Genomic DNA, 26,465 nt, shown 5'->3' with positions numbered 1-26,465 from the left:
GGGCTCAGTAGGCGTCGGAGCTGACGACCTCGCCGCCGGCCTTGGTGCCGAGGGCCCGCCAGGTCGCGGGATTGACCGAATCCTTGACGAAGCGGACCGAGCCGTCGGCGAACGAGACGTTCACGCCGCCCGAGTGGGTGCTCCGGGCCGCGATGTGGGCGCAGACGTAGTCGCTGCTGTTGGCGCAGTCGAACGTCCTGGGGTTGGGCGTCTGCGTGTGCGCGAAGAAGGCCATCGGGGCGATCCCGCGATAATACTGCTGGCCGCGATAGCGCACGCGGCCGCCGGCGATGCAGGTCTCGACGGGCGGAATGACGCTGGTGGTGAACGAGCCGGCCGCGATCCCGAAGACGTTCAGGGGGCTCGTCACGGGCACCTCGGTCACGGCGTTCGTGCTGGAGACCGAGCGGACGGTCTCGGAGAACATCGACGTGTTGCTCGTGCCGTCGCTGATCGAGGCGATGGTCGTGGGGCCGATCACCTTCTGGTAGTCGGGATTGTTGGCCCCGCCCACCTGCGCCGGGGCGCCGTAGTCGAGCCGGACGTTGAACAGGCCGGCCTGGCTGGTGTCGACCTCGGTCTTGTTGGCCGCATAACCGGCCGGCGGCGCGCCCAGCTCGGCGCAGGCGGTGCCGCCGATCGACCCGAAGTAGTTGTTGTAGCCGATGAAGCCGCCGAACTTGACGTTCGACGGGTCGGACGGGCAGATGTACGCCGAGATGAGCTGGCTGCCCGCCGTGTAGTTCGGGTTGTTGACCGTCTGATTGAAGATGCCGTTGAGGTTGTGCTGAAAGTTGTAAGTGTTGTAGAGGTTCGATCCTTCCAGGTATCCGAGCATCGTCACCAGGGGCGTCGGCCGGGGATACAGCGGCACGGCGATCGTCGGCGTCGCGCCGAAGCCGGGCGGGAAGAAGCCGTTGGTCGATTCGAAGTTGTGCGCGGCCAGCCCGAGCTGCTTGAGGTTGTTGACGCACTGGGCCCGCCGGGCGGCCTCGCGGGCCGACTGCACCGCGGGCAGCAACAGCGCGATCAGCACCGCGATGATCGCGATCACGACCAGAAGCTCGATGAGCGTGAAACCGCTGCGCGTATTCCGGGACATGGCCGGCGTCCTCCGTCGATCGATTTTTGGGGGGATGTTGCCAGGGCTGAGGGGGGGGCGGGGACGAGCCCTCCGGGCGTCCGGGCGGCGTCGCCGGGCGCGTGGATCGTGACTCGTCGCGGCAGGAGTCTAACCTCCACGCGGCGACGGTTTCAAGCGTGAAATGATGAAGCGGCGATGAAGATATCGAGGTTGGCGCGGCTCAGAGCAGGCGGCCGTCGATGAGCGCCGCGACCCCGTCGTTGTCATGGTCGGGGACGACCAGGTCGGCGGCGGCGAGGACCTCGGGGGCGGCGTGGCCCATGGCGACGCCGAGGCCCGCGCCGCGGATCATCGGCACGTCGTTGACGTCGTCGCCCACGGCGCAGATCTCCTCGGGGGCCACGCCCCATTGCTCGGCGACGTGGAGCACGGCCGACCACTTGCTCGCGTCCGCCCGGATGACCTCGCACATCGTCCCGGCGTAGCGCGGGCTCTTCTGGACGAACGTCCGCACCCGGTCGCCGAAGGCGTCGAGCACGTGGCTCTGGAACGCGAGCATCTCCTCGCGCAACCCGACGGCGCAGACGTGGAAGAAGGGCCCGGCGGCCCAGTCGGCGGCGATCTCGGCGTGGGAGAGGTTCTGGCCCACGTAATCGTCGAACGGCCCCCGTCCCGAAGGGTGGCGCGAGACCCGGAAGTCGGGCTGGTCGTGGGGACGGTCGTTGAAGGCGACGACATCGTGGCCGTGCTCGCGGAAGAGGTCGAGCAGGGCGGCGGCGAGCCCCGGGTCGAGGTCGGCGCGCCAGAGCGTCCGGTCGTCGGAGGGCTCCTTCACGATCGAGCCGGAATTGCAGACGATCGGCGCGTCGAGGCCCAGCATCTCCGCCACCGGCCAGGCGCGGCGGTAGCGCCGGCCGGTGCAGAGGATCGGCCGGATCCCGGCCGCCGCGGCGCGGGCGACGGCGGCCTTGGTGCTCGGCAACAGCTCGCCCCAGCGGTTGAGCAGGGTGCCGTCGACGTCCAGGGCCAGCATCCGGTATCGAGGCCGGCTCATGCCTGCGCGGCCCTTGCGGCCCGACGCCCCTGCACGCTGTGCGGGAAGAGGCCGACCTGGTCCAGGCGGCCCTCGGCGTCGATCGGCATCGGCAGGTAGTCGGTCTCCCGCTTCAGGGCGGGATTGGCGACGACCTCCTGCTCCAGGGGCCGCGAGATCCACAGCTCGTCGGTCTCCAGGCTGTTGGGGATCACCACGATGCGGGCCTCGGCCGGGTCGATCCGCCAGCAGGTCTCGAGGGCCTTCTCGATCACCTCGCGGTCGGTGGCCAGGGTGATCGGGATCCGCGCCCGCTCCAGGCAGCAGGAGGTCAGGACGTTGATCCGGAAGGCCTCCTGGTCGACCTTCGCGACCAGCCGCTCGGTGGTCAGGTCGGCGAAGCCCACGCCGACGATGTTGCCGTGGCTCTCGTCGGAGACGTCGAGCACGACCAGGCGGGTGACGACGGGCCGCGGGAAATCGGCCTGGGTCTCGATCATGAGCCGGCCGATGACGTTGGGGTCCATGCCGGCGCCCGAGTAGTTCTTGCCCAGCTCGCCGACCACCAGCAGGTCGATCTGGTCGAACGGCAGCCGGCCCATCAGCTCGCGGGCCCTGTGGACCAGGCCGGGCTCCAGCTCGAAGAGATTCTCCGGCTCCAGCGGGACGATCTCGGCGGTCTCGTCGCGGGCGTTCTCCAGGATGGCCAGGCCGAGGGCGAATTTGGTGTTCGCGACGAGGAACCGGCCGACCGCGGGCAGGACCTCCTGGAGCCCGCGGAGGCCCAACTTGTGGACCTGGGTCGCGCCGTCGCGCTTGCCCAGGCCGATGGTCATCATCTTGACGATCCCCGACTCGTACGTCGCGTGGAAGTCGGAGTGGGGCTTCACGCGGTTGAGCAGGACGATGCCGTCGGCCTCGTAGGCGTTCTTGTCGAAGTAGATCGGCAGGCCGACGGGGTTGGTCCCCAGGACGACGGTGTCCATCTCGGTCTTCACGGGGACGCCCATCGACTCGGTCGTGACGTCGTAGCCGGCGAGCAGCTCGCGCTGGCCGTCGGGCGTGGCGCCGCCGTGGCTCCCCATCGCGGCGACGATGAACGGCCGGTAGCCCAGCTCCTTGAGCGCGTCGACGGCCGCGCGGGCCATCAGGCCGATCCCCTTGATGCCCCGGCTGCCGACGCCGACGGCGATCGTGCCGCCGGCCGGCACGCGCTCGCGGATCCGGCTCTCGTGGATCAGGCGACGGACCGTCCCGGGGACGTCCTCCACGCGGGGTTGGGAGTAGCTCTGGCGGACGCGCGCGATCGGTGGCAGGTTCATGGTGCGGAGGCCTGGGGTTGTGGACCGATCAATATCCGGCCTTCTTGTCGACGACGTTGAGCAGGGTCTCGCCGGCGGCGAAGCGGCGGAGGTTCTCGCGGAGGATCTCGTGCCGCCGCCGCTCGCCGCCGGGGGACTGGCCGGCGGTGTGGGGGGTGATGATGACGTTGCGCGACCAGAGCGGGTGGCCGTCGGGCAGGGGCTCGGGGTCGGTCACGTCGAGGCCCGCCGCCGCGACCTTGCCCGAGTCGAGCGCGGCGACCAGGGCATCGGTGTCGACGACCTTGCCGCGCGACACGTTGATCAGGATCGCGCCCTGCTTCATCAGGCCGAATTCCTTGGCGCCGATCAGCTTCGTCGACGCCTTAGTCAGCGGCACGGCGCTGGCGACGACGTCGGCCGTCGGCAGCAGGTCGTGGAGCTTCTCCGGCTTGTGCAGCTCGTCGACGAATAGGGGACGCTCCCAGACCTTGGGGTCGGTGGCGACGACCCGAACGCCGAAGCCGTAGGCCCGGCGGGCGATCTCGGTGCCGATCCCGCCCAGGCCGACGACGACCATCGTCTTGCCCGCCAGCTCCTCGAGCACGACCCCGCGGCGACGGTCGCCCCAGCGCTTCTCGGCGTTGTCGCGCAGGAAGTGGGGGATGTCGCGGGTGAAGGCCAGCAGGTACGCGAGCGCCTGGTCGGCGATCTCGGGGGCGAAGGCGCGCTGCATGTTGGTCAGGACGATGGGGCCTTCGACCAGCTCGGGGATCCCCATCAGGTGCTCGACGCCCGCGCTGGGGTTCTGGGCCCATTGCAGCGACTTGGCCCCGGCGCGGAGGACGCGCGGGGTGACTATGTAACAGAGCCCCTGCGCCTCGGCGACGCGGGCGACGGCCTCGTCCTCGCCCCCGCAGACGATCAGGTCGAGCCCGGGGGCGGCGGCCTGGAGGTCGGACATCTCCTCGGGGCGCAGCTTGGGGACGATGACCTTGAGCCGGCCCTCGGCCCGGGCGGCCGCCGGGGCCTCGGTCGCGGCGAGGACGGCGGTCGTGGCGGACGCGGCGGCGAGGAACGAGCGGCGGTTCATGGCGGGGCCTCCGGGGTCGTCGGTCGGGGTCGCGTCAAGGGGGATGACCGCTCGGCCGGGCTCAGGTCAGCCGGGGGACGAGCCGTTCGACGATCGTCTTGCCGATGTTGAGCGAGGCGGTCGCCGCGGGCGACGGCGCGTTGTTCACGTTGATGACGTGCTCGGCCTCCTGGATCAGGAAGTCGTCCACCATCCCCCCGTCGGGGGCGACGGCCTGGGCGCGGATGCCGGCCGGGGCGGGCTCCAGGTGCTCGGCGCGGATCTCCGGGACCAGCCGCGAGAGCGCCTTGACGAAGGCCCCCTTGCTGGCCGACCGCCACATCTCGCCGAGGCCCGTCTTCCAGTACTTGAACGCGAGCTTCCGGAAGCCCGAGTAGCCCATCGTCTCCATCACGTCGGAGAGGTTGAAGTCGGTCTTGCGGTAGGCCTCGCGGCCCATGGCCAGGACGGCGTTGGGGCCGCACTCGACGCCCCCCTCGATCATCCGCGTGAAGTGGACGCCCAGGAACGGGAAGGCCGGGTCGGGGACGGGGTAGATCAGGTTCTTGCAGAGGTGGGCGGCCTCGGGCTTCAGCTCGAAGTACTCGCCGCGGAAGGGGATGATCTTGACCTCGGGCTTCTGGCCGCTGAGGGCCGTGACCCGGTCGCATTGCAGCCCCGCGCAATTGACGATCTGCTGGGTCTCGACCTGCTCGCCGGCGACCGTGGTCAGGACGGCCTTCTCGCGGGTCCGGACGATCTTCGCCACCCGGGCGTCGGTGAGGACCTGGCCGCCGGCCTCGCGGATCCGCTCGACCAGGCGGTGGCAGACCGCCTTGTAGTCGACGATGCCGGCCTCGGGGACGTGGATCGCCCGGATGCCGGCGGAGTGCGGCTCCAGCTCGGCCAGTCGGGCCTTGTCGATCTTTTCGCAGACGACCCCGTTGGCCACGCCGCGCTCGTAGATCCGCTCCAGGGCCGGCAGGTCGGACTCGTCGATCGCCACGATGACCTTGCCGCAGATCTCGTAGGGGATCCCCTCGGCGGCGCAGAACTCCTCCATCAGCTTCTTGCCGAGGCGGCAGTTGATCGCCTTGAGGGAGCCCGGCTTGTAGTAGATGCCGGAATGGAGCACGCCCGAGTTGTGCCCGGTCTGGTGGCGGCCGACGTCGGCCTCCTTCTCCAGCACGACCACGCGGCTCCGAGGGAGGGTCCGGGTGAGCTGGTAGGCGGTCGCCAGGCCGACGATCCCCCCACCGACGATCGCCACATCGGTTGCTATCAACGTCTTCCTCGCCTTCGAGATCCCCGGTGCGGCCCGGGGATCAGGGCCGCTGGGGCCTCCCCGGCGAGCCGGACCGCGGCCCTCATCATCCTTGACGGCCGCCGCCGACACAAGACCTCCCCCCGGCTCGCGGGGGATCGACGCCGGCCGGGGGCGGCCGGCTCACTCGCCGTACAGGCCGACGCCCGGGCCCAGGGCCGGCGCGTAGACGCCGATCGGCGGCGGCGGGGCGATCTGGTCGGGCGTCAGGCCCGTGCCCGCGACGACCGGGAAGGTCCGGTACGAGCCGGCGGCCGTCGGGGCGCCGTAGACGTAACCCGGCGCGACGAACCCGGGCCGCCACAGGCCCACGCCGAACCGGCCCGGCATGTACCCGGGCGAGGGGAGGTTGCTGCCGTAGTACGACGACCAGGGCTGGGCCGAGAACGACGTGTAAGTCCGCGGCACGCCGTAGCTGGCGACGCCGTAGCTCGTGCCGTACATCCCCGGCGCGGCGAAGTAGTCGCTGACGCGGTACGAACCGACCGCGGGGCCGCCGGAGACCGCCTGGCCGAAGGCCGGCGAGGAGGTCCAGAGGGCGGCGGCCGAGACCATCAGGGCGAGACGTCGCATGGTGGGATCAACCTCAAGGATGGGCGGGACCGTCGCAACCTCCTCCATTCTACCGCACGCCCGACCACGGCGACGCCCATTCGCCGCGAATCGGCCGCTCCAGACCCCGACGCCTTCTCCTCGAACCTTCGGGATCCTCCCCCTCACAGCCCCGCCAGCCCCATCAGGCCCGTCGCCCAGGGGATGAACGGGACCAGGGCGACGTTGGCGGCGAAGACGGCCAGCGTCGACGCCACGACGCCCCGGGTGGCGGCGCGGCCGACGGCCTCGGCCGAGCGCTCGGATTCCAGCCCCACCCAGCAGCCGACGAGGCCGACCATCAGGCCGAAGACGGCGGTCTTGAGCGTGGCCGGGATCACGTCCGAGAGCCGCAGGAAGACCAGCGACTGCCGCCAGAACAGTTGGGGCGAGAGGTTGCCGGCCATCCCCTCGGCGGCCAGCGCCCCGACCAGGGCCGAGGCGTCGACCAGGACGGTCAGCAGCGGCACCGCCAGGATGCAGGCGATCACCCGGGGGGCGACCAGGCCGGCGATCGGGTCGGCGCCCAGGACGATCCGGGCGTCGATCTCCTCGTTGAGGGACATGACCCCCATCTCGGCCGCGAGCCCCGCGCCGACGCGACCGGCCGCGAGCACGCCCGCCAGCAGCGGCCCCAGCTCGACCACGACGGCCACCGCCAGGAAGCTCGGCAGCGCCGCCTCCGCGCCGTGGGCGGCCAGCAGCCGGTGGGTCTGGAACCACGTCACCAGGCCGACGCTCAGGCCGGCGCCCGCCACGATCGGCAGGCTCCGCACCGCGACCTGCTCGAACAGCCGGGCGACCTCGCCGCCGCGGCGGAGCAGGGCGGGCGGGACCGCCAGCAGGGTCCGGGCCGCGAAGGCCGGGAACCGGCCGGCGCGGGCGAGCGACCCGAGGATCAGCGTCTTCATGGCTCGTCCCGCCCCCCGACCGCGCCCGCAACCCGCCTTTACGCCGCACACCAGGATACCGACAATGCAGGACGACTCGGAGCAGCATCCTCGCCGCGGCTGGACGGCGATCCGGAAAGGTCCTGGCGACGATGATGGAAGTGGGGGGTGAGGCGGAGGCGGCGATCCGCCCCTGGAACGTGCTCGTGCTGGCGTCCTTCGCCCCCCTCGGAGCGTTCCCCGACGTCCGACTCTCGCCCCGGTTGACGCGGCAGGACCTGGGGGTCGCGGCCGGCCTCGTCTTCCCCCGCGCCCCGGGCGAGCTGCTGGTCGCCACGGTCGGCGAGGGGCCGGCGCCCGCCCTGCTCACGACCCACCGGATCATCTGGTTCGAACGGGTGGAGGCGGCCCCCGGCGGCCCCGCCGGCGCGCGAGCGATGTTCAACGGCCGCGCTGCGGCCTATGAGGACGTCGGCCACGACGCGGCCCCGTCCTCCGCGTCCGGGACGCCGGGGCTGGATCTCGGGCGGGGCGTCGTCGTGCCGATGCCGGGGGCGCCGCCCGGCCTCGTCGACGCCCTGGCGACGGCCCTGCGCAGCCTCGCGCTCGCGGCGCGGACCGGCGAGGCCCCGGCCGTCGACCCCGAGCTGGCCCGCCGCGTGGCCGAGGCGCTCCCGAAGGTCGTCGTGGTCGACGCCAACCTGCGGGCGTTCGGCGAGCACAAGGCGCAGTTCCGCGATGACCTGTTCGCCGCGACGCCGATGGCCTTCGTCACCCGCGCGATGTTCGCCGCATGCGTGCTGGTGTACGTGGCCATGGTGGCGAGAGGCGTCGACCCGATGAGCCCCTCGCTCGAAGACCTGCTCGCCTGGGGGGCCAACGACGCCGTCCGCGTGACGCTCCGGGGCGAGCCCTGGCGTCTGCCGGCGAGCGTCTTCCTGCACGGCGGTCTGTTCCATTTGGCGATGAACATGTGGTGCCTGATGAACGTCGGGCCGCTCGTCGAGCGGCTCTACGGCAACGTCCGGTTCGCCGCGGTGTACCTGGCGGCCGGCGTCGGCGGGGCGGTCGCCAGCATGGCGGTCCCCCCGGCGCGGGTCAGCGTGGGCGCCTCGGGGGCGATCTTCGGGGTGCTCGGCGCCCTGCTCGCCTTCCTGCTCGTCCGCCGCCGGGCCGTTCCGCCGACGGTGCTGGCCTCGCTCCGGTCCAGCGGCCTGAGCTTCGTCGCGTTCAACACGGTCTTCGGCGCGGTCGCCACCGGGATCGACCAGGCCGCCCACCTCGGGGGCCTGGCCACCGGCTTCCTGGCCGGCCTGGTGCTCGCGCCCGCCTGGCCGCGGAAGGCGGACGCCGGGGGCCTGGCCCGCTCGGCCGCCCTGGCGGCGCTGGTGACGGTCGCCGTGATCGGGCTCGGCGCGGGGGCCGTCCGCTGGCGCGCGGCCACGATCTCGCCGGCGGACCGATTCCAGGATTTCGCGATCCAGTTCCAGCCCGTCTACGAGCGGTTCCGCGAGACGGCGGATGGGAACCGCGAGATCTTCGCGCTGCTCAAGGCCAATGACGAGGCCGAGCGGAAATCGCGGTTCCCCGAGCTGCTCGCGCGGCTCGAACGCGAGGGCCGGACCAACCTGGTCGAGGTCGCGCGGCTGTGGACGCCCGAGCCGAGGCTGGCGGAGGTGGCGCGGCTGCTGGCCTCGGCCCAGCGCCAGCAGGTGGCCGGCGTGGAGGCCGTCCGGCGGTTCCGCGAGTCGGGCGACCGCGACTGGATCGAGGGCCCGGAGGGCTTCCTGGCGCGCGCCGCCGACATGGCCCGGCTTGAGAAGGACTGGGGCGACCGCGAGCGGGCGTTCGTCCGCGAAAACGGCGGAGGAGGGGCCGAGGAGCCGGCCGAGGACGGCCCCGAGCCCTGATCCTCGGTGGCCGCGGGGACTTCGCGCCCGGCGGATTGCCTGCATCCAGAGCCGCGTGCTACGATCACGCCGGCCGCGAGCCCCCCGGGACGTTCCGGGGGGCGAGACCGACGCCGTCCCAGTCGGATGCGGCGTCACGGTCGGCACATTTCCTTCTCCCAGGAGCGTCATCGGTGCGGTTCTTCCCCCATCGCGGTTCCCTCGTCGCGCCGCTGTTCGCGGTCGCGGCGGGCCTGGTGTTCGCGGCCTCCCCTTGCCGCGCGGACCTGGACGAGTACGTCAAGAAGCCCGATCCCGCCTTCGCATGGAAGCAGGTCGAGGAGCAAGAGACCCCCGCCGGCAAGGTCACGGCGCTGCAGCTGACCTCGCAGGTGTGGCAGGGCATCACCTGGACCCACAGCCTGCGGATCTACGAGGCCGGCAAGCCCGACCACGACGACGCCGTCCTCCTGTTCATCACCGGCGGCAGCACCGGCAACAAGCCCGGCCCCGACATGGAGATGCTCGCCCTGACCCTGTCCAAGCTCTGCGGCTCTCGGGTCGCCCTGCTCAGCCAGGTCCCCAACCAGCCGCTCCTGGGCGACAAGAAGGAAGACGAGCTGATCGCCGAGACCTTCATCCGCTACCTGGAGACGAAGGACGAGAACTGGCCGCTCCTGTTCCCCATGGCCAAGAGCGCCGTCAAGGCGATGGACGCCGTCCAGGCCTGGGCCAAGGAGAAACGCAAGGTCGACGTCACGCGGTTCGTCGTCACCGGCGCCTCGAAGCGGGGCTGGACCACCTGGCTGACCGCCGCGGTCGACGACCGCGTCATCGCCCTCGCCCCGATGGTCATCGTCATGCTCAACATCGGCACCCAGGGCCCGAACCAGCTCGACGTCTGGGGCAACTACAGCGAGCAGATCGACGACTACGTCAAGCGCGGGCTGATGGAAGAGGTCAAGACCGGCCCCGGCACCAAGCTCTGGCAGATGGTCGACCCCTTCACGTTCCGCGAGCGGCTGGCGAAGAAGCCCAAGTTCCTGCTCAACGGCACGAACGACCGCTACTGGACCCTCAACGCGCTCGACCTGTACTGGGACGAGCTCGTCGGCCCCAAGTACCTGATGGAGCTGCCCAACGCCGGCCACGGCCTCGACGGCGACCGTTCTTGGGTCTTCAACGGCCTGGGCGCCTTCTTCCGCAGCAGCGTGACCGGCCGACCGATGCCCAAGCTCGATTGGAAGCTGGAGCCCGCCGCGAAGAACCAGTATACGCTGAAGGTCAGCGCCGACCCGCCGCCGAAGTCGGCCCGCCTCTGGAGCGCCGAGTCCAAGAACCGCGACTTCCGCGAGTCCAAGTGGACCAGCAGCCCGCTGGAGCCCGGCGCGATCGTCTCGGCGGTCGTCACCGCGCCCGAGTCGGGCGGCAAGGCCGTCTTCGCCGACCTGGAGTACGAGGTCGACGGCCTCTCCTACCACCTGACCACGTCCTTCTTCGAGCCCGGCCTCGGGGCCAAGGTCAAGAAGAAAGAACTCAAGGTCGAGCCGGTCGGCGCGGCCACGCCCTGACCCGACGGAACCGGCCCCGCGCCGATCGGTCCGCCCGATCAGGCGCGGGCCGCGTGGGGCCCGGCGAGCGTCCGGCGGTCGGCCAGCACGTCCAGGACCGTCGGGCCGGGCTTCCCCCAGCGTCGGAAGAAATAGCCGTAGCAGGCGACAGCCTGCTCGCGGTAGGGACGGTAGTTCTGCAGGGTCCGGTGCGCCTCGGCCAGCCGGTAGTGCGGCATCAGGCCGAAGACGTGGTGCGTCAGGTGGTAGTCCTGGCCGTACGGGAAGACGCAGAAGTTGAAGATCGGACTGCAGTGGAAGTTCCGCGAGTGCGCGAACTCCCCGTCCGTCGGCGCGTTGCTGTGGTGGGCGATCTCGCGGAGCTGCATCAGGAACGGATAGGCCGTCACCAGCGGCAGCACCCAGAACAGGAAGAAGATCGGCCACGAGCCCGTCACGTGGACGAGGCTCAGCATCGGCAGCCAGTACGAGCCGCGAAGGCAGCGGCCCACCTTGAACCGATACGGCGCCTTCGGCTCCCGCAGCCCCATCGTCACGTTGGCGTTCTTCGCCTGGCCGTACAGGTAGCGGACGAGCGACGGCAGCCATGCCGAGAGCACGACGTAGCGGTACCAGAACCGCGGCCGCGGCATCGGGAATGGATATCGGTCGCCGTCGAAATGCAGCCGCGCGACGTCGGGGTCGCGCTCGGGGTCGTTGAGGAACTGGTGATGCCCCATGTGGGTGACCCGGAACCGCTGGGTCATCGCCATCAGCGGGAACATGCAGAGCAGGTCCGACGCCAGCTCGTTCGCCAGCCGGTTCCGGAAGAGGGCGTAGTGCGACCCCTCGTGCCCCAGCCCCGACAGGCGGTGCTGGAACACCGCCACGACCACGACGCCCAACGCCGCCAGCCCGGCGAACGCCAAGTTCGACAACCCGCCCGCACTCCACGCGCGATACGCCCAGACGCATCCCGCCAGCGCGGACAGCAGCCCCGCGTACTCGCCCAACAGGTAGCGGATGTTGGTGTGGTCGTCGGCCCTCAGCAAGGGCACCAGCGCGCGGTGCGTCCGGTCCCAGCTCCAGTCCGCCTCAGTCTCGAACGCCGAGGAGGACGAGACGTCCTGGCTTTCCAGCTGATTCATTCCATCCACCCAGTATAATCGACAACGGTTTATTTCCCGCATCCATCTTATCTTATCACACCATCGGCTAGAGTTAAGGCTGGATCTGGAGCGGGTCGGCGACGTCGCCGGGCGGAATCATGGAGCGATAGGGAGAGAAACATGGCCGTGGTTTCCCGGCAGAAGACGAACGCCCGCAGGGCGAACGGCGGGCTCGCCTTGCAGGAGGGCTCGTCGGACGAAGCGTCGGCCTGGGGTCCCGTCGAGGGCTCGGCGGCCACGCTGGAGGGCTGGCGGGCGGCCCTTCGCGAGGACATGAGCCGGGAGCTGGCCGACCCGCGCTGGCCCCGGGCCCTGATGGGCGTCGGCGTGGTCCACCTGACCGCGTTCGTGGTCTGCCAGGTGCTGGCCGAGCCGGTCTCGCGCCGCGACCTGCGTTATCTGGCGATCTGGTTCGTCGAGCTGGTCGCCGTCTTCGTGGCGATGCGGCTGCTGGCCGGACGGCACTGGATCCGCCGCAACGCCGCGGTCAACCTGGTGGCCAAGCTCTGGACGACCTTCCTGATCCTGTCGTTCAACGTGGTGAGCCTGAACTCGCTGGTGGGGATCGAGCATCCCTGGTTCAAGGCCGTCTGGTGCACCCTGAGCACGTTCTTCTTCGCGTCGCTCGCCTGGCTGTTCAGCCCCCTCTTCTTCATCCCGGCGGTCCAGATGTGGGGGACGGGCCTGCTCATGGCCACGTTCGACCCCTACGCCTACGCGATCTACGGCGTCTCGTGGTGCCTGGCCCTCTGCGGCGTCGCGGCCCACATCCGCCGCACGCACTGAGCTCCCACGGGGATGAGTCAAAAAGAGCCGCCGCGCGACGCCTGAAGGGTCGCGCGGCGGCTCTCGTCGTTTCCGGCCGATCCTCAGACGCCCGAGGCGACGGCCCCGTGATATGAGGTCGCGTCCAGGCCGTCGGGCAGGTCCGCGGAGGCCGATCGAGGGGGCGTCCACGTGGGCAGTTCGCAGAGGCCGCCGCCGAGGAACGTGTGGTGCCAGAGCTGGGTGGCGGCCACGCAGGTCAGGCTCAGGTCCATGATGATCCGCTTGGGCGTGAACTTCGGGAACCGGCCGTGCGAGGCGACCTCGCGGGCGACGCTTTCGACGTCGAAGTAACCGGTCCGTCGCAGCGACTCCGGGCTGAGGAGCTGATCGACCCAGGCGGGGCGGCCGGCGTCGAAGAAAGCCTCGGAGCGGCTGGCGCGGAACATGGTCTTGGGCCGGTTGGCGATCTTCTTCGGGAGCGTCCGCGCGGCGACCTGGCGGAGGATCCACTTGTCGGTCAGTCCCTTGAGCTTGTACTCGGGGGCGATCGAGGCGCAGAAGGCGACCACGTCCTCGTCGAGCAGCGGGTAGCGGGCCTCGACCGACGAGTTCATGGCCACCCGGTCCCCCTTGCCGTGGAGCAGGAGCCCGGCCAGCATCACCTTGTAGCCGACGTAGAGCGACTGGTTCAGCGGTGCCCAGCGGGTGAACCGCTCGTTGCTGATGTCCAGGTCGTCGTAGGCCGAATAGGCCCCGAGGTCGCTCCACATCGCGCCCGAGTAGAGGAACGTGCGAGCCTGGCCCATCAGGTCGTAGACGTCCTGCTGCGCCGTGCGGACGCCCTGGAAGCCGTGCCGCGGGGGCAGGTGGGCCGGGTCGCCGTGCATCGAGCCGACGATGACGTCGCGGATCTTCGAGGGCGCCCAATTGCCGACCGTCCGCCGCAGGACGTTGCGCACCTGCTGCGACTTGAACCAGGGATAGCCGGCGAGCGCCTCGTCGGCCCCCTCGCCGGTGAGGGCGACCTTGTAGCCCTGGTCGTGGACCGCTTTGGCCAGCCGCATCAGGCAGGCCGCCGACGAATCCATCACCGGCCCCTCGGCGGCGCGGATCAGCTCGGGGTAGGCGTTGATGATGTCCGCCCGGTCCATCGTCACCATCGTCAGCTTCGAGCCCAGCGCCTCGGCCGACTCGACGGCCTGCGAGCGCTCGTCGGGCCCGGCCTTGTTCAGGCCGATGGTGAACGACGGCACCGCGTAGCCCCGCTGCCGCGAGCTGAGCCCCAGGACGACCGTCGAGTCGAGGCCGCCGCTGATGTAGCTGACCACCGGCACGTCGCCCCGCAGGCGGCGCTCGACGGCCTGGCGCATCAGGTGCTCCAGCTCGTCGATCAGGGGCGTCGGGTCCTTCAGACGCCGCTCGTCGCCCGCGTCGGGGAAGTCGAGGTCCCAGTAGCGGATCGTCTCGATCCGCCCGTCCTTCACGGCCAGGAAATGGCCGGGGGAGAGGATGTTGATCCCCTCGAAGAACGTCCGCGACGTGCTGGCGCAGAAGGTGTTGAAGAAGACGTCGATCCCCCGCCGGTCGGCGCGGGCGTCGATCATCCCCGAGGCCAGGATCGCCTTGATCTCCGAGCCCCAGAGCAGCCAGCCGTCGACCTCGGCGTAGTAGAGCGGGCAAATGCCCACCCGGTCGCGGCCCAGGAAGAGGGCCCGCTCCTTGCGGTCCCAGAGCGACACGGCGTACTGGCCGCGGGCCTTGTCGAACATCCCCCGGCCCAGGTCCTCGTAGAGGTGGACCCACAGCTCGGTGTCGCACCGGGTGGAGAGTGTGTGGCCCCGCGCCAGGAGTTCCTGCTGGATCTCGGGGTACTCGAAGATCTCGCCGTTCTGGGCGACCCAGACGGTGCCGTCCTCGTTGCAGAGGGGCTGGCGTCCGCCCGCCAGGTCGACGATGGCCAGCCGCCGCGCGCCCAGGGCGACGCCGGGCTCGATGTGGACCTGCTCGTCTTCCGGCCCGCGATGAGCGATCGCCGCGGTCATCGCCAGCAGGCGAGCCGCCGGAAACTCGCGCCGGCCCCGTAAATCCAATGCGCCCGCGATGCCGCACATGGTTGCTGAATCTCCTGGGCTCGTTGCGTCGTCCGACGGACCCGGCTGACCGGGCACGGCAGGGTTTACCCCGAGCGCCCGGCTTCCAACTATACCACGCTCCGGCAAGATGGGCCCGGAGCGGACGTGGGACCACGGACCGCCAGGGTCGTGCTGGTGCGGCGCGGGCCGTCAGGAGCCGTCGGGCGGGATGCTCTGCCAGCCCTGGCCGTACTCGTCCATCGCCTTGACCTGCTGGGCGCGGTCGTAGAAGAGGAAGGCGACGAGGATCCCGGTCAGGGCACCGCCGACGTGGGCCAGGTAGGCCACTCCGCCCGACTCCCCCATCTTGCCGATCCCCTGGACGCCCAGCCAGATCTGGAGCGCGATCCAGCCGCCGATGACGATCGCGGCCGGGAGGACCGTGATGAAACGGAAGACCAGGACGCGGATCTGGTTGTGGGGGAACCAGACGACGTAGGCCCCCATGATCCCGGCGATCGCCCCCGAGGCCCCGAGGGTCGGGATCATCGAATTCGGCGCGGCGGCGATCTGGGCCAGCGACCCCATCAGGCCGCAGGCGAGGTAGACGATCAGGTAGCGGACGCCTCCCAGCACCTCCTCGACGTTGTCGCCGACGATCCAGAGGTAGAGCATGTTGCCCGCGAGGTGCATGGGGCCGCCGTGCAGGAACATCGCCGTGAAGAGGGTGAGCCAGACGGGGATCGGGCTGGGGGCGTGGGGGATGACGTCCCGGAGGTCGAGCCGGACGCGTTCGCCGTTCGCCTCGCGGCGCTGGACCTCGGCGAGCACCCCGGGCCGCAGGACCGGCCCGTCGAGGTCCTTCGCGTGGGTGATCTCCCACGGGGTGCAGGCCAGCGCCATCATGAAGTCGTCGCCGCGCTGGAGCTGGACGACGTACATCACGACGTTGAGCGCGATGAGGGCGTAGGTCACGACCGGCGTGATCCGAGTCCGGTGGAGGTCGCCGAGGGGGAGAACCATGGGTCGGGCTCGAATCGTCGGAGTCGGGACGAGGGAGGCCCGCCTGACGGGACGGGGCCCCTCATTCTGACATCCGACGATCCCCCTGGGAAGCCCCGGACCGCGGCCCCCGCCGGGCTCAGGCCCAGATCGTCCGGCCGGTCGGCTGCGAGGCCCCTTCGGCCTCCAGCTTGTCCAGCTCCTCGCGGACGCGGGCCAGGCCGAAGGCGCAAAGCTCGAAGTGCTCGCTCAGCCGGCGCAGCACCGGCCGGTCGTCGCACCGCGCGCTCAGGGTGCTGGCCAGGTAGTACGACCGTTTCCCCTGGCGCTGGTAGTCGAGCAGGCCGTCGGCCGAGTCGGCGCCGGCGAGGCGTTTCAGGGCGTCGGGGTAGAGGCCCGTCCAGAAGAGGGTGAAGTCGCCGACGTGGCGGTGGCACTCGCCGCGACGCTCCTCGTCCTCGGCCGACTCGGCCTCGGCGAGGATCCGCGCCACCTCGAAGAGCGGCCGGCCCTGCTTGTCGCGGATCCGGCCCATCGCCTGGGTCGGCGTGAACGAGGCGAGGAGGTTGGAGACGTAGCCCACCAGCGAGGGGTCGCCCACGCCGAGCTCGGTGAGGAACGTCGATTCCGTCAGCCCGCGGAACATGCGGTGGAGGGGGTGCGATTCGGAAATCATGCGTGATTTCTCCGAAACGGGGGGTCGTCCATGCCCTCGAATGAACACGTCTTTCGGCGGCCGATCCGGCCTTTCACGAGCGATGGGTGCGATCGAGAAGGGCTCATGAGAACCGCGAGCCCTCCTTAGCAAACAATGCGCCGATTCCCCGATCCGGGAAAGGGAAAACGCCGGGAATCCGCGGGGTCGCCCGATCTCCCTTCGCCGCCGCCGTTTCCGGCCGGGATGAAGGAGCCCGACGGCGGCCCGCCGGGGGGGCGACGCCCCGTTCTTCGGCAACGGCCTCCCGTTCCGAGGCAGCCGCGACGGCCTCGACGATCCGCTCCGGCTTGATCCAGGCCTAAGATCCTGTCATGATGGCGGGGTGGAAAATCGAGAGGATCGCGCAAGCTCCATCGGGGCCGAAAGCTCGCCTCCCTCGCGGGGCGGTCGGCGTTTCAGCCTCCTCGAGAATGGAAATCACACGCGAATCACGGCGATCTCGGCCGGGGACCTTCGCCCCGGGCCCGGCCGCGGGGCCGATCGTCAGGAGGATCTGGGTTGCGAATCACGTTTCACGGGGCGACCCGACAAGTCACCGGCAGCGCCCACCTGCTGGAAATCGGATCCTCCCGCATCCTGCTCGATTGCGGGCTCTTCGATTCCGATCGGATCGATCCCGCGAGCCAGAACCGCCAGCTGGCCTTCGACCCCCAAACGCTCGACGCCGTCGTGGTCTCGCACGCGCACAACGACCACATCGGCCGCCTGCCGTTCCTGGTGAAGCAGGGCTACAAGGGGAGCATCTACGTCACCCCGGCCACCGGCGACATCACCAGCATCATGCTCCGCGACAGCGCCCGGATCCAGCGCGAGGACGTCCGCCAGGCCCACATCCGCCAGCCCCACATCGCGGCCCCGGACCCGCTCTTCGAGCAGTTCGACGTCGAGTGGATGGTCGAGCGGCTGGAGCGGGTCCCCTATTCGGAGCCCCGCGAGATCGCGCCCGGGATCATCCTGACCTACCACGACGCCGGCCACGTCCTGGGCTCGGCCATCGTCCAGATCGACTACCAGGAGGAAGGCCGGCCCCGCCGGTTCGTCTTCACCGGCGACCTCGGCCGCCGCAAGACCGGGCTCCTCCCCGACCCCACGATCGTCAAGGACGTCGACGTCCTGGTCTCCGAGAGCACCTACGGCGACAAGGAGCTGGAGCCCTACGACCGCCTGATGAAGCAGCTCCACGCCATCGTCGCCCGCGCGATCCGGCTCCAGGGCAAGATCATCATCCCGGCGTTCAGCCTGGGACGCACCCAGCGGATGGTCTACTGCCTCCAGGAGCTGTTCGCCACCACCAAGCTGCGGCCGATCCCCGTCTACGTCGACAGCCCGCTCGCCAGCCGCCTCACCGAGGTCCATCGCGACTACCCCGACGCCTACACCCCCGAGGCCCGGGCCCTGATGGACAAGGACCCCCTCTACTTCGGCTCGAAGTACGTCGAGTACTGCCAGTCGTTCGACGACTCCCGCCGCCTCAACTACCAGCGCGGGCCGCTGATCATCATCTCGTCGTCTGGCATGTGCGAGGCCGGCCGGATCCGCCACCACCTCCGACACATCGTCTCGGAGCCCGACAACGCCGTCGTGATCGTCAGCTACCAGGCCGAGAACACCCTGGGGCGGAAGCTCTCCGAAGGGGTCGAGCGGGTGCAGATCCTCGACCAGTGGTACGACCTGAACGCCGCGGTCTACGTGCTCGACGGCTTCTCCGGCCACGCCGACCGCAACGACCTCGCCTGGTGGTACGAACAGACCGGCGGCGGCATCGAACACGGCTTCATCGTCCACGGCGAGCCGCCCTCGATGGAAGCCCTCGTCCCCGTCATGCAGCCGTTCGTCAAGAACCCCGTCCACATCCCCGACCTCCACGAGAGCTTCGAGGTCTGACGCGGGCTCGGCTTCGCTCGGGTCCGTTCGGTCACGGCGATTTCCGCCCAAGTCCGTGGCTCGCAAGGACTTGAAGCCGTATTGAATTGGCTTCGCTCGTCGATTTTTTTTCGCGGATTTCCTGCGGCTCCTGGGGGGTTTCGGCGGGTCGGCTCAGTCCGCCGCCGATTTCAGCGGATCCAGGCCGAGGGCCTTCTCGACCTCCTCCGCCCCGACGGCCAGGCGACCGATCAGGTGGCGATGGAGGTCGGTGACCGCCTCCTGGACCCTGTCGGCCGTTTCCATCAATTCGACCGGGCTGTCGTGCCGCGGCATGCGAGGCAAGATGTGTTCCACGAGGGTAATCGGCCCGTCCTCGTCGAGCAGGGGCGAGTGCCGGGTCGCGGCCAGCATGCCGCGGATCGATTCGAGCTGACGACCTAGCTTCCGGCAGGCCTTGTCCACCGGCTCGGCGAAGGCTTCCATCGCCTTGCCCTTGGCCCGGACGGCCACGACGGCGAGCTGCGCGACGACCTGATTCGCATGCATCAATTCGGACTGGGTCGCGACGACCTGACGGCCGAGATACGCCGCGGTCGGGTAGACGGTGTGGGTGCAGATTCGACGGGTCGGCCCGCCGCTGACCCGTGCGAGGACGCGGTCGTCCTGGAGCATCGCCACCGTGATGGCCAGCCGACGTGCGGCGGCCTCCTGGAAGGGCTCGAACGACGCGGAGAGCCGTCGGATCCCATCGAGGGCCGTCGCCAGGGCCGCCTCGGCCGCGACCGGGGTCGCCTCCTGCAGGAGGAATTCCGAGGGCGTGAGCCGGCACCCGGCGCGAAGCATCAGCAGGGCGGCCTCGGCCTTGAACGCGCGCGGGGCCAGGACGTTCAGCCTCGCCAGGGCGGCGAGGTTGTCTTCCCGCAGAACTTCCATGTCGCGGCGGGCGTCGACCAGCGCGGCCTTCGCCGCCTTGAGGTCGGTCGGGGCGGCGGGAAGGTCCGGCGGGAGCGGCAGGGGCTGGATCAGGCTGACCGAGTCCATGAAGAATCGGTTGAAGAGTTCGACGGCCTGCGGGCCGGTGGCCTCGACCGGCGAGGGGACGACGACCTCTCCCCGGCACTTCGGGCAACGTCCGCGACGGCCCGCATGACCATAGCCGACCCCGAACGACGCTCGACACGACGGGCACTCGACCGCTATGGACAAAGCGACCTCCCTCCGACGCCTCGAACGCACCTTTCCATCCGGGCCGTTTGCGGCCAGAGCATTCTAATTCGGCCCGACCGCGACGGGAATCCATACGCCCTGATCGATGGCGGTTCGGCGATTCGACGGATAAGAACCGATCTCGGGCGATCGATCCCACGATCCTCGATCAAGCCGGCTACGCGATGGGGCGACCACTCCGACTCCACCATCCTCGCCATCCCTCGCGCCCGCTTCATGTTCGAGGACGCTCGCCCCCAACGGTTGACATACAGGGAGCATGCGACCGGATGCGCGATTGGAAAAAGAAAATGCGGTACGCCACGCGATTCTCGACCTCAAGACGGTTGTTCCAGCCGCCCAGGCAGCTGAAACGGCGGGGCCGCTTCGCTCCTCCTCCGACTCGTCCGGCCGAATATCGGACCCTTTGGAAGCAACCTCGAGTCACATCGTCGCGTCTGGAACTTCGAGGATGCCCGGCCTGATTGGAGCGTCGTTTGCGTGTTTGCCGGTAAACCCGATCGGCACTTCTGACGAGACGAAGGGGCGAGGCCGTGGCCGCGACGAACAAGATCCTGATCATCGTGACGAGCGTCGACGAGTACGCCAAGGTCGGCTACCGCACCGGCCTGTGGCTCGGCGAGCTGACCCACTTCTACGACGTCGCCGAGGAGGCGGGCTATCAGATGGACGTCGCCAGCCCGCTCGGGGGCAAGGTGCCGATCGATCCCGAGAGCCTCGCGCAGGCGGTCCTGGCGATGGGCGGGACGATCGAGCGCTACAAGGACCGGACGTTCATGGACCGGCTCGACCAGGCGCTGAAAATCGCCGACGTCGACGCGTCGAAGTACGACGCGATCTACCTGACCGGCGGCCACGGCGTGATGTTCGACTTCCCGGACTCTCCCGAGCTGCAGAAGCTCGTCGCCGACTTCCACCAGGCCGGCAAGGTCGTCTCGGCCGTCTGCCACGGCCCGGCCGGGCTGCTCAACGTCAAGCTCGCCGACGGCTCCCCCCTCCTCGACGGCAAGAACGTCACCGGGTTCTCCTGGAACGAGGAGACCAAGGTCGACCGCGCCGACGCCGTGCCGTTCAACCTCGAAGAGGAGCTGCAATCCCGAGGCGCCTCCTACACGAAGGCCTGGCTGGCCATGGGCAACCACGTCGTCACCGACGGCCGGCTCATCACCGGCCAGAACCCCACGAGCGCCCGGGGCGTCGCCCAGGCGGTGGTGAAGAAGCTCCAGGAGGGCTGAGGGCGGCCATCGCACCGCCCCGATCGACGGACGATTGACTCGGCCTGGGACATTTGTAAAATGTCGAAGGCGGGTACGATCCCTGATAAGTCGATCGGAGGGGCCGATGGAACACGTCGCCGGTTTTCGCGGGGGGCGTCGTCGCGGATTCACGCTGATCGAGATGATGGTCGTCATCGCGATCCTGGGCCTCTTGATGGCCCTGATCTTGCCGGCCGTCCAGGCGGCGCGCGAGGCGGCCCGGCGCTCGGCTTGCCAGTGCAACCTTAAGCAGCTCGTCATCGCGCTGCACAACTACCACTCGGCCTGGGACGCCTTCCCGGCGGGCTACGTCAGCGGGGTCGGCGGCGGCTCGATCGGCGATCCGGCCTTTGGCGTCGAGCTGGGCGGCGGCTGGGCCTGGGGCGCGGCCGTCCTGCCGTTCCTGGAGCAGACGCCCCTCTACGACGCGGTGAACTTCCAGCGTCCCGTGAACGCCCCCGAGTCGCGGACGGTGCGATCGACGGCGCTCCCGGTCTTCCTCTGCCCGAGTTCGCCGCGCGTCGGTCCGGCCTCGTTCCACTGCCCGAAGCCGGCCCCCGACTTGCCCACGGACCTGGCGGCCTCGCAGTACCTCGCGAACGGTGGGAGCCGCCACGACCCGGCCGCCGGGGTGGACGGCGGCGACGGCGTCTTCGACCGCAACGTCGCGCGGCGGCTCGCCGACATCACAGACGGCACGAGCAACACGCTCATGCTCGGCGAGCGTTCGAGGCGGGTCTCCGACGCGTCCTGGGTCGGCGTCGTGCCCGACGGCCTCGTCCCGGAGGCCCGGCTCTGCACCGACCCCGCGTGGCCCTACCAGGTCTGCGGCGGCGCGTTCGGGATGGTCCTCGCCTACACCGACCTGCCGGCGGGCGAGCCCAACCCCCGAATCGGCGTCAACTCGACGCGCGCGGGCCAGGAATCGTTCTGGGGCGTCCATCGCGGCGGCGTCTTCTTCGCCCTGTGCGACGGCTCGGTGCGGCTCCTGAAAGACACGACCGACCCTCATATCTTCTCCGCCGCCGCCACCCGCGGCGGCGGCGAGGTCATGTCTTGCGACTGCTATTGAGCGAGCCCGAGCGATCGTCCTTCTCCCGCGAGGGGAGAAGGAGGTTCCGCCTCGCGGAGTGGGGTGGTTTCTACCGAGCAGGCGGCGGCGTGAACGCCGGCATGACGACGCTGTAGGCCGCGTAGCGGATCTCGCTCCAGGCGAGGTCCGGCGCCGGGCGGCCCGGGAGCAGGGGGCGGGCGACCGGGACGAATCGCACGCGGATGCGGACGGCGGTCCGGCCTTCGGTCAGGTCGCGGGGGATGAGGAACTCGTCGTCGCGGAAGCGGCGGTTGGAGACCTGCACGACCGGCGCGGGGGCGCCCAGCTCGGGCTTCGGATTCGAGTAGTAGCAGGTGTTGGAGCCGGCCAGGAACCAGACGCCGGCGTTTCGCCAGGGGCCGGGCGAGCCGTCGGCCGCCACGTCGGCGACGTCGACCTCGGCGCGCTGGTCGGGGTAGGCGTAGTCGAGCGTGCGGCGGAGCAGGACGCCGAGGTTGGCCCGGTCGAGCTTGAGGGTGAACTCCGACGTCCCCCTCGTCGTCCGCCCGCGTTTGGCGATCGCGGGGAAGATCTCGCGATCCTTCACGTGGTCGACTCCGCGCTCATAGCGCGAGACGATCTCGACGGGCGGCGAGGCGTCGGGCGAGCGGTAGTCGTGGGCCTTCTCGCTCGCCTCGTCGCCGACGTCGAGCGCGTCGGTCGGCGCGAGCGATGGGGAGGGGAGGCCGTACCAGTAGGCGACGGTCTCGTAGTGCTGGGTCGACTCGTCCGCGCCGCCGTGTTCCAGGGTGATCCGGGCGTTACGGCCGAAGGGCATGAGGTCGGCCAGCAGGAACCGGTAGGCCGACTCGATGCGGTCCTCGGCCGTGAGGGCGGTCTTGACGTCCCTGGCGCCGGCGGGGTGGCCGGCGAACGGCAGGGTCATGTTGCGGCCCCCCCAGTAGTCGCCGCCGCCGCCCCACTCCTCGGTCCCGGTCCCCTGGGCCTGCGGGGTCTGCGAGTCGTCGAAATAGAACCGCGGATCCCCCTCCAGCGTCGTCAGGTCGGCGTCGTGCGAGAAGATGAACGAGGTCCCCACGAACGAACCCGACCAGTCGCCGCCCCCCTCGGCCTTCGTCGTGTCCAGCAGGGTGAGATCCTCCCCGGCCGTCGGCTTCGGGTGGTCGACGTACGAGGCGTGGAAATAGCCGACGTGGTTCGCCGGGCCGGCGTAGGGCTCGCGGCGGATCGTCCATCGGACGTCGATCGGATCGGTGCCGGCCTCGCCGACCAGCTCGAAGCGGGCCGAGGCGAAACAAGGCATCGGGAAGTGGCAGGCGAGGTGCACACGGTCGGCGTCGAACCGGACGTTCATCGGGAAGGCCTTCACCAGGTGCTCCTTCCCCTCGCGGTTGTAGAACGTCCCGGCCCCGAAGAAGAGGGCGACGGGGGCGTCGATCGAGGGCGCGTCGCGGCCGTCCCACGTCACCCGCAGGCGGGCGCGACCGAAAGCCAGGGCGGACGCCTTCGGGACCGAGAACGCGACGGCGCGGATCGTCGTCGGGCCCGTCGTCAGCGTCGCCAACGCGGTGGTTGCGCCGCCGCGGACGACGGCCACGCCGCGATCTTCGCTCAGCCCTTCGCGGCCGGCCGTCAGGTCGGTCCCGGCGCGGTCGATCAGCGCGAGCACGGCCGGTTCCGGCGGCGAGACGCCGTCCCAGGGCGTGAGCGGTCGCGAGAGCCTCGCGCCGCGGGGGTAGAGGTGGTAGATGTAGTAGCCCGTCCCATAGTGCGTCCGGCCGTACGCCATGCGGAACGAGCGGTCGAACGCGATGGGTAGCCACGAGAGGTCCGCCCCCTTGGTGTCCGACCAGGTCCAGGCGAGCGGCTTCGGAAACGCCGTCTCGGGCAGGAAGACCGACCCCGGCGCGGGATGGTCCGGGTCGGCCGTGCTGGTCTCGCGGACGACGTGCGGTGCGGCGTCGACCTCGAAGGTCCAGGGGCTGCCGTGCCAGTGGTTGAACCGGGCGAAGTACAGGACGCCCCGGCCCTCGACGTCGAGCGTCACGTTGAAGTCGTCGCGTTCCTGGTAGAGGAAATGCGAGGCGTCCGCGCCCTCGTTCCCCCCGCGGCGGTCGTACGTGCTGCGCATGTACGCCCTGGCGCCGATGCGCTGGAGCGGCCACTGGTCCCAGCGCAGGTAGGCGTCGGCCCCGACCGGGATCACCGGCGGTTCCTCCGCGCGGGCCGTCTCGGACGCGATCAGGCCGAGCCCCAGCACCCACGCCCACCCCGCCGCGCGTCTCGATGCGCCCATCGTCACCCCCGATGTCTCTCGCCGCGGCCCCCGACCCGAGTGAACGGTACACGGCGAACGGGCCGCCCGCAATCCTCCGGGCGGACGTCGCCCTTCGGGGCCGGCCCGCCGCGATCGCCCGTTGGTTTCGTCCGACGACACCCGTAGAATCACGAGCCTAAGATCACTTCCCCGACCCTCGATCGGAGGGGGCCATGCGTCCGTTCTCAGGGTTTCGCAGGCGGCGTGCGCTCACGTTGATCGAGGTCCTGGTCGTCCTCACCGTCCTCGCCGCGCTGATCGCGTTCCTGGTGCCGCGCGTCATGCAGGCGCGAGAGGCCGCCCGCCGAGCGCAGTGCATCAGCAACCTCAAGCAGCTCGCGCTGGCGATGCAGAATTACCATTCCACATGGGACGCATACCCGCCAGGCTACGTGAGCGCGGTGGATCGGCCAAGGGTCGGCGACCCGGGCGCCGGTCTCGAGTGGGGACCGGGCTGGGCCTGGGGCACGACGATCTTGCCGTTCCTCGAGACGCGAGCCGTGTACGCCGCCGTCAATTTCGAGTTGTCCGTCGACGCCGCCGAGTCGAGGACGGCCCGTTCGACGCACCTCACCATCTTCCTCTGCCCTAGCGAGCCGCCGCTCGGCCCGGCCTCGTTCCACGTCCCGAATCCGGTCCCGGGCTTGCCGACGGACCTGGCGGCCTCGCAGTACGTGGCGTGCGGAGGGACGGCCCACGGGAGGGGTGACGACGACGGAGTCTTCGCCCGCAACGTCTGCCGCCGCATGACCGACGTCATCGACGGGACGTCGAACACGATCTTCCTGGGCGAACGGGCCCGAGCCCTCGCCGACGCCGCCTGGTCGGGCGTCGTCCCGGACGGGAAGGTCCCGGGCGTGAGGCATTGCACCGCGCCTTCCTGGCCCGGCCCGTCGTGCGGCCGGATCGATGCGATGGCGCTCGGCTACGCCGGCCCGCCCCCGGCCGCGGGCTCCCCGGCGTTCGGCGTCAACTCGAACCGCGCCGACCATTCGGCCTTCCGGGGCGTCCACCCCGGCGGAGCCAACTTCGCGTTCGGCGACGGATCGGTCCGGTTCCTCTTCGACACGATCAATCCGACGATCTACAGCGCGATGGCGACGTACGCCGACCCGAGGCGCCACGCCGGCGAGTCGGGGTCTTATTGAGCCTGTTGTTGAAGGTCGAAACACGGGCCCTTCCGATCCGATGCCCCCCTCGCGGGGGAAGGCAGACCCCGCAGGGGTCGGATGAGGGGGAGGACGCGCGGAGCCCCTTCGGAATCCACCTGAAGGCTGGATGTGAGAGCCACGGTTTCCGTGCTCGTCTCCCCCTCATCCGGCCCTTCGGGCCACCTTCTCCGTGAGGGGGGAAGGCCGTCGTCCGGGGGATACAGACAGCCTCTCGGAAAGGCCGTTTATTGAGCCGGCCGGGCGGCTGAACCGGCGGCCTGCGAACCTTCGACGCCCCCCAGGGCCTCGGCCAGCGAGCCGATGAAGTCGCCGACTTCCTTCACGAGGTCGGCGCGGGGGCGGTTGGCGGCGTCGGCGAGGCGGCGGACGAGGGCGGAGCCGACGATCAGGCCGTCGGCGACCGAGGCCAGCTCGTGCACCTGCTCGGGCGAGCTGATGCCGAAGCCGATGCAGATGGGCAGGTCGGTCTGGGTCCGCAGCCAGGCGACGTTGTCCTTGAGGTCCTTCGGCAGGGCCTTGCGCTCGCCGGTGATGCCGGCGACGGAGACGTAATAGATGAAGCCGGTGGTGAGCCGGGCGATCTCGACGGCCCGCGCCCTCGGGGTGGTCGGGGTGATGAGCTGGATCAGCTTGAGGTCGCGGCGGGTCGCCTTCTCCTGGAGCCGGGCCGACTCCTCGACCGGCAGGTCGGGGACGATCAGGCCGTCGAGCCCGGCGGTGGCGGCGTCGTTCAGGTAGCGGTCGACGCCCATCCGGTTGACGATCGAGTACGAGACCATCGAGATCAAGGGCGTGTCGCGGACGGCCTCGTCCCCCTCGGCGCGGAGGGTGCGCAGGGTCTGGAAGATGTGCCCGACCCGGACGCCGTGGACGAGCGCGCGGTGGTAGCTGGCGGCGATCACGGGGCCGTCGGCGACGGGGTCGGAGTAGGGGATCCCGATCTCCAGCAGGTTCGCGCCGCGACGCACCAGCTCGGGGATCAGGACGGCCGTCGTCGCCAGGTCGGGGTCGCCGGCGGTGAGGAACGGCATGAGGGCGCGCCGGTTTTCGGCCTTGAGGCGGGTGAAGAGGGCGTCGATGCGGTTCATGGGGGAGCCGGCCGGTGCGCGA

General features: G+C 70.2%; 21 protein-coding genes. 7 read left to right on the top strand and 14 right to left on the bottom strand.

From position 1 onward, the window contains the following. Positions 1 to 4: 4 nt before the first annotated feature. From PZE19_RS24365 to PZE19_RS24335, 7 genes are all read right to left on the bottom strand, one after another. The gene (locus tag PZE19_RS24365) at positions 5 to 1,102 is read right to left on the bottom strand and encodes a DUF1559 family PulG-like putative transporter (RefSeq protein WP_277863209.1); all 1,098 of its coding nucleotides are present in this window, start codon (positions 1,100 to 1,102) and stop codon (positions 5 to 7) included. Positions 1,103 to 1,304: 202 nt separating this feature from the next. Beyond that, complete coding sequence (locus PZE19_RS24360; RefSeq protein ID WP_277863208.1) at positions 1,305 to 2,138, bottom strand: HAD family hydrolase; 834 nt, start codon at positions 2,136 to 2,138, stop codon at positions 1,305 to 1,307. Next, positions 2,135 to 3,439, bottom strand: coding sequence for a nickel pincer cofactor-dependent isomerase, group 22 (locus PZE19_RS24355; RefSeq protein WP_277863207.1), 1,305 nt, complete (start codon positions 3,437 to 3,439; stop codon positions 2,135 to 2,137). The genes PZE19_RS24360 and PZE19_RS24355 overlap by 4 nt, the downstream gene beginning before the upstream one ends. Before the next feature lie 28 nt (positions 3,440 to 3,467). After that, on the bottom strand, positions 3,468 to 4,511 hold the full coding sequence (locus PZE19_RS24350; RefSeq protein WP_277863206.1) for a D-2-hydroxyacid dehydrogenase: 1,044 nt from the start codon (positions 4,509 to 4,511) through the stop codon (positions 3,468 to 3,470). A gap of 61 nt (positions 4,512 to 4,572) precedes the next feature. Next, positions 4,573 to 5,775, bottom strand: a complete 1,203-nt coding sequence (lhgO, locus tag PZE19_RS24345) for an L-2-hydroxyglutarate dehydrogenase (protein WP_277863205.1) — start codon at positions 5,773 to 5,775, stop codon at positions 4,573 to 4,575. A gap of 162 nt (positions 5,776 to 5,937) precedes the next feature. Continuing rightward, positions 5,938 to 6,387 (bottom strand): hypothetical protein, encoded by a 450-nt coding sequence (locus tag PZE19_RS24340; RefSeq protein ID WP_277863204.1) that lies wholly within the window; start codon positions 6,385 to 6,387, stop codon positions 5,938 to 5,940. A 143-nt stretch (positions 6,388 to 6,530) separates the two neighbouring features. After that, a complete protein-coding gene (locus PZE19_RS24335; protein ID WP_277863203.1) occupies positions 6,531 to 7,316 on the bottom strand; it encodes an MlaE family ABC transporter permease in 786 nt (261 codons plus the stop codon). A 131-nt stretch (positions 7,317 to 7,447) separates the two neighbouring features. Here PZE19_RS24335 and PZE19_RS24330 point away from each other — a divergent pair, with 131 nt between their 5' ends. Further along, positions 7,448 to 9,205, top strand: coding sequence for a rhomboid family intramembrane serine protease (locus tag PZE19_RS24330; protein ID WP_277863202.1), 1,758 nt, complete (start codon positions 7,448 to 7,450; stop codon positions 9,203 to 9,205). Between the two features lie 173 nt (positions 9,206 to 9,378). Then, positions 9,379 to 10,755: a PhoPQ-activated pathogenicity-related family protein gene (locus tag PZE19_RS24325; protein WP_277863201.1), complete on the top strand. Its 1,377-nt coding sequence runs from the start codon at positions 9,379 to 9,381 to the stop codon at positions 10,753 to 10,755. A 38-nt stretch (positions 10,756 to 10,793) separates the two neighbouring features. Here the strand turns inward: PZE19_RS24325 and PZE19_RS24320 are convergent, their stop codons facing one another. Next, on the bottom strand, positions 10,794 to 11,882 hold the full coding sequence (locus PZE19_RS24320; protein WP_277863200.1) for a fatty acid desaturase family protein: 1,089 nt from the start codon (positions 11,880 to 11,882) through the stop codon (positions 10,794 to 10,796). A 141-nt stretch (positions 11,883 to 12,023) separates the two neighbouring features. Here PZE19_RS24320 and PZE19_RS24315 point away from each other — a divergent pair, with 141 nt between their 5' ends. Continuing rightward, positions 12,024 to 12,689, top strand: coding sequence for a hypothetical protein (locus PZE19_RS24315; RefSeq protein WP_277863199.1), 666 nt, complete (start codon positions 12,024 to 12,026; stop codon positions 12,687 to 12,689). A gap of 83 nt (positions 12,690 to 12,772) precedes the next feature. Here the strand turns inward: PZE19_RS24315 and asnB are convergent, their stop codons facing one another. The 3 genes from asnB to PZE19_RS24300 form a co-directional block, all read right to left on the bottom strand. After that, positions 12,773 to 14,782 (bottom strand): asparagine synthase (glutamine-hydrolyzing), encoded by a 2,010-nt coding sequence (gene asnB, locus PZE19_RS24310; RefSeq protein ID WP_277863198.1) that lies wholly within the window; start codon positions 14,780 to 14,782, stop codon positions 12,773 to 12,775. A gap of 171 nt (positions 14,783 to 14,953) precedes the next feature. Next, positions 14,954 to 15,766, bottom strand: coding sequence for a rhomboid family intramembrane serine protease (locus PZE19_RS24305; RefSeq protein WP_277863197.1), 813 nt, complete (start codon positions 15,764 to 15,766; stop codon positions 14,954 to 14,956). 118 nt (positions 15,767 to 15,884) lie between these two features. Next, a complete protein-coding gene (locus PZE19_RS24300; protein ID WP_277863196.1) occupies positions 15,885 to 16,421 on the bottom strand; it encodes a hypothetical protein in 537 nt (178 codons plus the stop codon). Between the two features lie 540 nt (positions 16,422 to 16,961). Here PZE19_RS24300 and PZE19_RS24295 point away from each other — a divergent pair. After that, positions 16,962 to 18,347 (top strand): MBL fold metallo-hydrolase, encoded by a 1,386-nt coding sequence (locus PZE19_RS24295; protein ID WP_277863195.1) that lies wholly within the window; start codon positions 16,962 to 16,964, stop codon positions 18,345 to 18,347. Positions 18,348 to 18,500: 153 nt separating this feature from the next. Here PZE19_RS24295 and PZE19_RS24290 read toward each other — a convergent pair whose 3' ends face one another. Further along, positions 18,501 to 19,535 carry a hypothetical protein gene (locus PZE19_RS24290; RefSeq protein ID WP_277863194.1) on the bottom strand — a complete coding sequence of 345 codons (1,035 nt, stop codon included), beginning with the start codon at positions 19,533 to 19,535 and terminating at the stop codon, positions 18,501 to 18,503. 554 nt (positions 19,536 to 20,089) lie between these two features. Between PZE19_RS24290 and PZE19_RS24285 the strand changes: the two genes are divergently transcribed. Both PZE19_RS24285 and PZE19_RS24280 read left to right on the top strand, forming a co-directional pair. Continuing rightward, a complete protein-coding gene (locus PZE19_RS24285; protein ID WP_277863193.1) occupies positions 20,090 to 20,791 on the top strand; it encodes a type 1 glutamine amidotransferase domain-containing protein in 702 nt (233 codons plus the stop codon). Between the two features lie 106 nt (positions 20,792 to 20,897). Further along, entirely contained in the window at positions 20,898 to 21,884 is a 987-nt protein-coding gene (locus PZE19_RS24280; protein WP_277863192.1) for a DUF1559 domain-containing protein, read from the top strand. A 70-nt stretch (positions 21,885 to 21,954) separates the two neighbouring features. Here PZE19_RS24280 and PZE19_RS24275 read toward each other — a convergent pair whose 3' ends face one another. Further along, positions 21,955 to 24,162, bottom strand: coding sequence for a DUF2961 domain-containing protein (locus PZE19_RS24275; RefSeq protein ID WP_277863191.1), 2,208 nt, complete (start codon positions 24,160 to 24,162; stop codon positions 21,955 to 21,957). A 194-nt stretch (positions 24,163 to 24,356) separates the two neighbouring features. Between PZE19_RS24275 and PZE19_RS24270 the strand changes: the two genes are divergently transcribed. Further along, positions 24,357 to 25,331, top strand: a complete 975-nt coding sequence (locus tag PZE19_RS24270) for a DUF1559 domain-containing protein (RefSeq protein ID WP_277863190.1) — start codon at positions 24,357 to 24,359, stop codon at positions 25,329 to 25,331. A 248-nt stretch (positions 25,332 to 25,579) separates the two neighbouring features. Here PZE19_RS24270 and trpA read toward each other — a convergent pair whose 3' ends face one another. After that, a complete protein-coding gene (gene trpA, locus PZE19_RS24265) occupies positions 25,580 to 26,443 on the bottom strand; it encodes a tryptophan synthase subunit alpha (RefSeq protein ID WP_277863189.1) in 864 nt (287 codons plus the stop codon). Between the last annotated feature and the right edge of the window lie 22 nt (positions 26,444 to 26,465).

It is taken from the genome of Paludisphaera mucosa, assembly GCF_029589435.1.
GTDB lineage: Bacteria > Planctomycetota > Planctomycetia > Isosphaerales > Isosphaeraceae > Paludisphaera > Paludisphaera mucosa.
Note: the sequence above shows the minus strand (reverse complement) of the source record. Positions and strands in the feature narration are given on the sequence as shown.

What these genes read in the sequence shown, in the direction of transcription:
- PZE19_RS24335 (WP_277863203.1), bottom strand. Translation starts at nt 7,316, where the DNA reads ATGAAGACGCTGATCCTCGGGTCGCTCGCCCGCGCCGGCCGGTTCCCG.
- PZE19_RS24320 (WP_277863200.1), bottom strand. Translation starts at nt 11,882, where the DNA reads ATGAATCAGCTGGAAAGCCAGGACGTCTCGTCCTCCTCGGCGTTCGAG.
- PZE19_RS24350 (WP_277863206.1), bottom strand. Translation starts at nt 4,511, where the DNA reads ATGAACCGCCGCTCGTTCCTCGCCGCCGCGTCCGCCACGACCGCCGTC.
- PZE19_RS24305 (WP_277863197.1), bottom strand. Translation starts at nt 15,766, where the DNA reads ATGGTTCTCCCCCTCGGCGACCTCCACCGGACTCGGATCACGCCGGTC.
- PZE19_RS24360 (WP_277863208.1), bottom strand. Translation starts at nt 2,138, where the DNA reads ATGAGCCGGCCTCGATACCGGATGCTGGCCCTGGACGTCGACGGCACC.
- PZE19_RS24355 (WP_277863207.1), bottom strand. Translation starts at nt 3,439, where the DNA reads ATGAACCTGCCACCGATCGCGCGCGTCCGCCAGAGCTACTCCCAACCC.
- PZE19_RS24300 (WP_277863196.1), bottom strand. Translation starts at nt 16,421, where the DNA reads ATGATTTCCGAATCGCACCCCCTCCACCGCATGTTCCGCGGGCTGACG.
- PZE19_RS24340 (WP_277863204.1), bottom strand. Translation starts at nt 6,387, where the DNA reads ATGCGACGTCTCGCCCTGATGGTCTCGGCCGCCGCCCTCTGGACCTCC.
- PZE19_RS24315 (WP_277863199.1), top strand. Translation starts at nt 12,024, where the DNA reads ATGGCCGTGGTTTCCCGGCAGAAGACGAACGCCCGCAGGGCGAACGGC.
- PZE19_RS24275 (WP_277863191.1), bottom strand. Translation starts at nt 24,162, where the DNA reads ATGGGCGCATCGAGACGCGCGGCGGGGTGGGCGTGGGTGCTGGGGCTC.
- asnB (WP_277863198.1), bottom strand. Translation starts at nt 14,782, where the DNA reads ATGTGCGGCATCGCGGGCGCATTGGATTTACGGGGCCGGCGCGAGTTT.
- PZE19_RS24280 (WP_277863192.1), top strand. Translation starts at nt 20,898, where the DNA reads ATGGAACACGTCGCCGGTTTTCGCGGGGGGCGTCGTCGCGGATTCACG.
- trpA (WP_277863189.1), bottom strand. Translation starts at nt 26,443, where the DNA reads ATGAACCGCATCGACGCCCTCTTCACCCGCCTCAAGGCCGAAAACCGG.
- PZE19_RS24330 (WP_277863202.1), top strand. Translation starts at nt 7,448, where the DNA reads ATGATGGAAGTGGGGGGTGAGGCGGAGGCGGCGATCCGCCCCTGGAAC.
- PZE19_RS24270 (WP_277863190.1), top strand. Translation starts at nt 24,357, where the DNA reads ATGCGTCCGTTCTCAGGGTTTCGCAGGCGGCGTGCGCTCACGTTGATC.
- PZE19_RS24365 (WP_277863209.1), bottom strand. Translation starts at nt 1,102, where the DNA reads ATGTCCCGGAATACGCGCAGCGGTTTCACGCTCATCGAGCTTCTGGTC.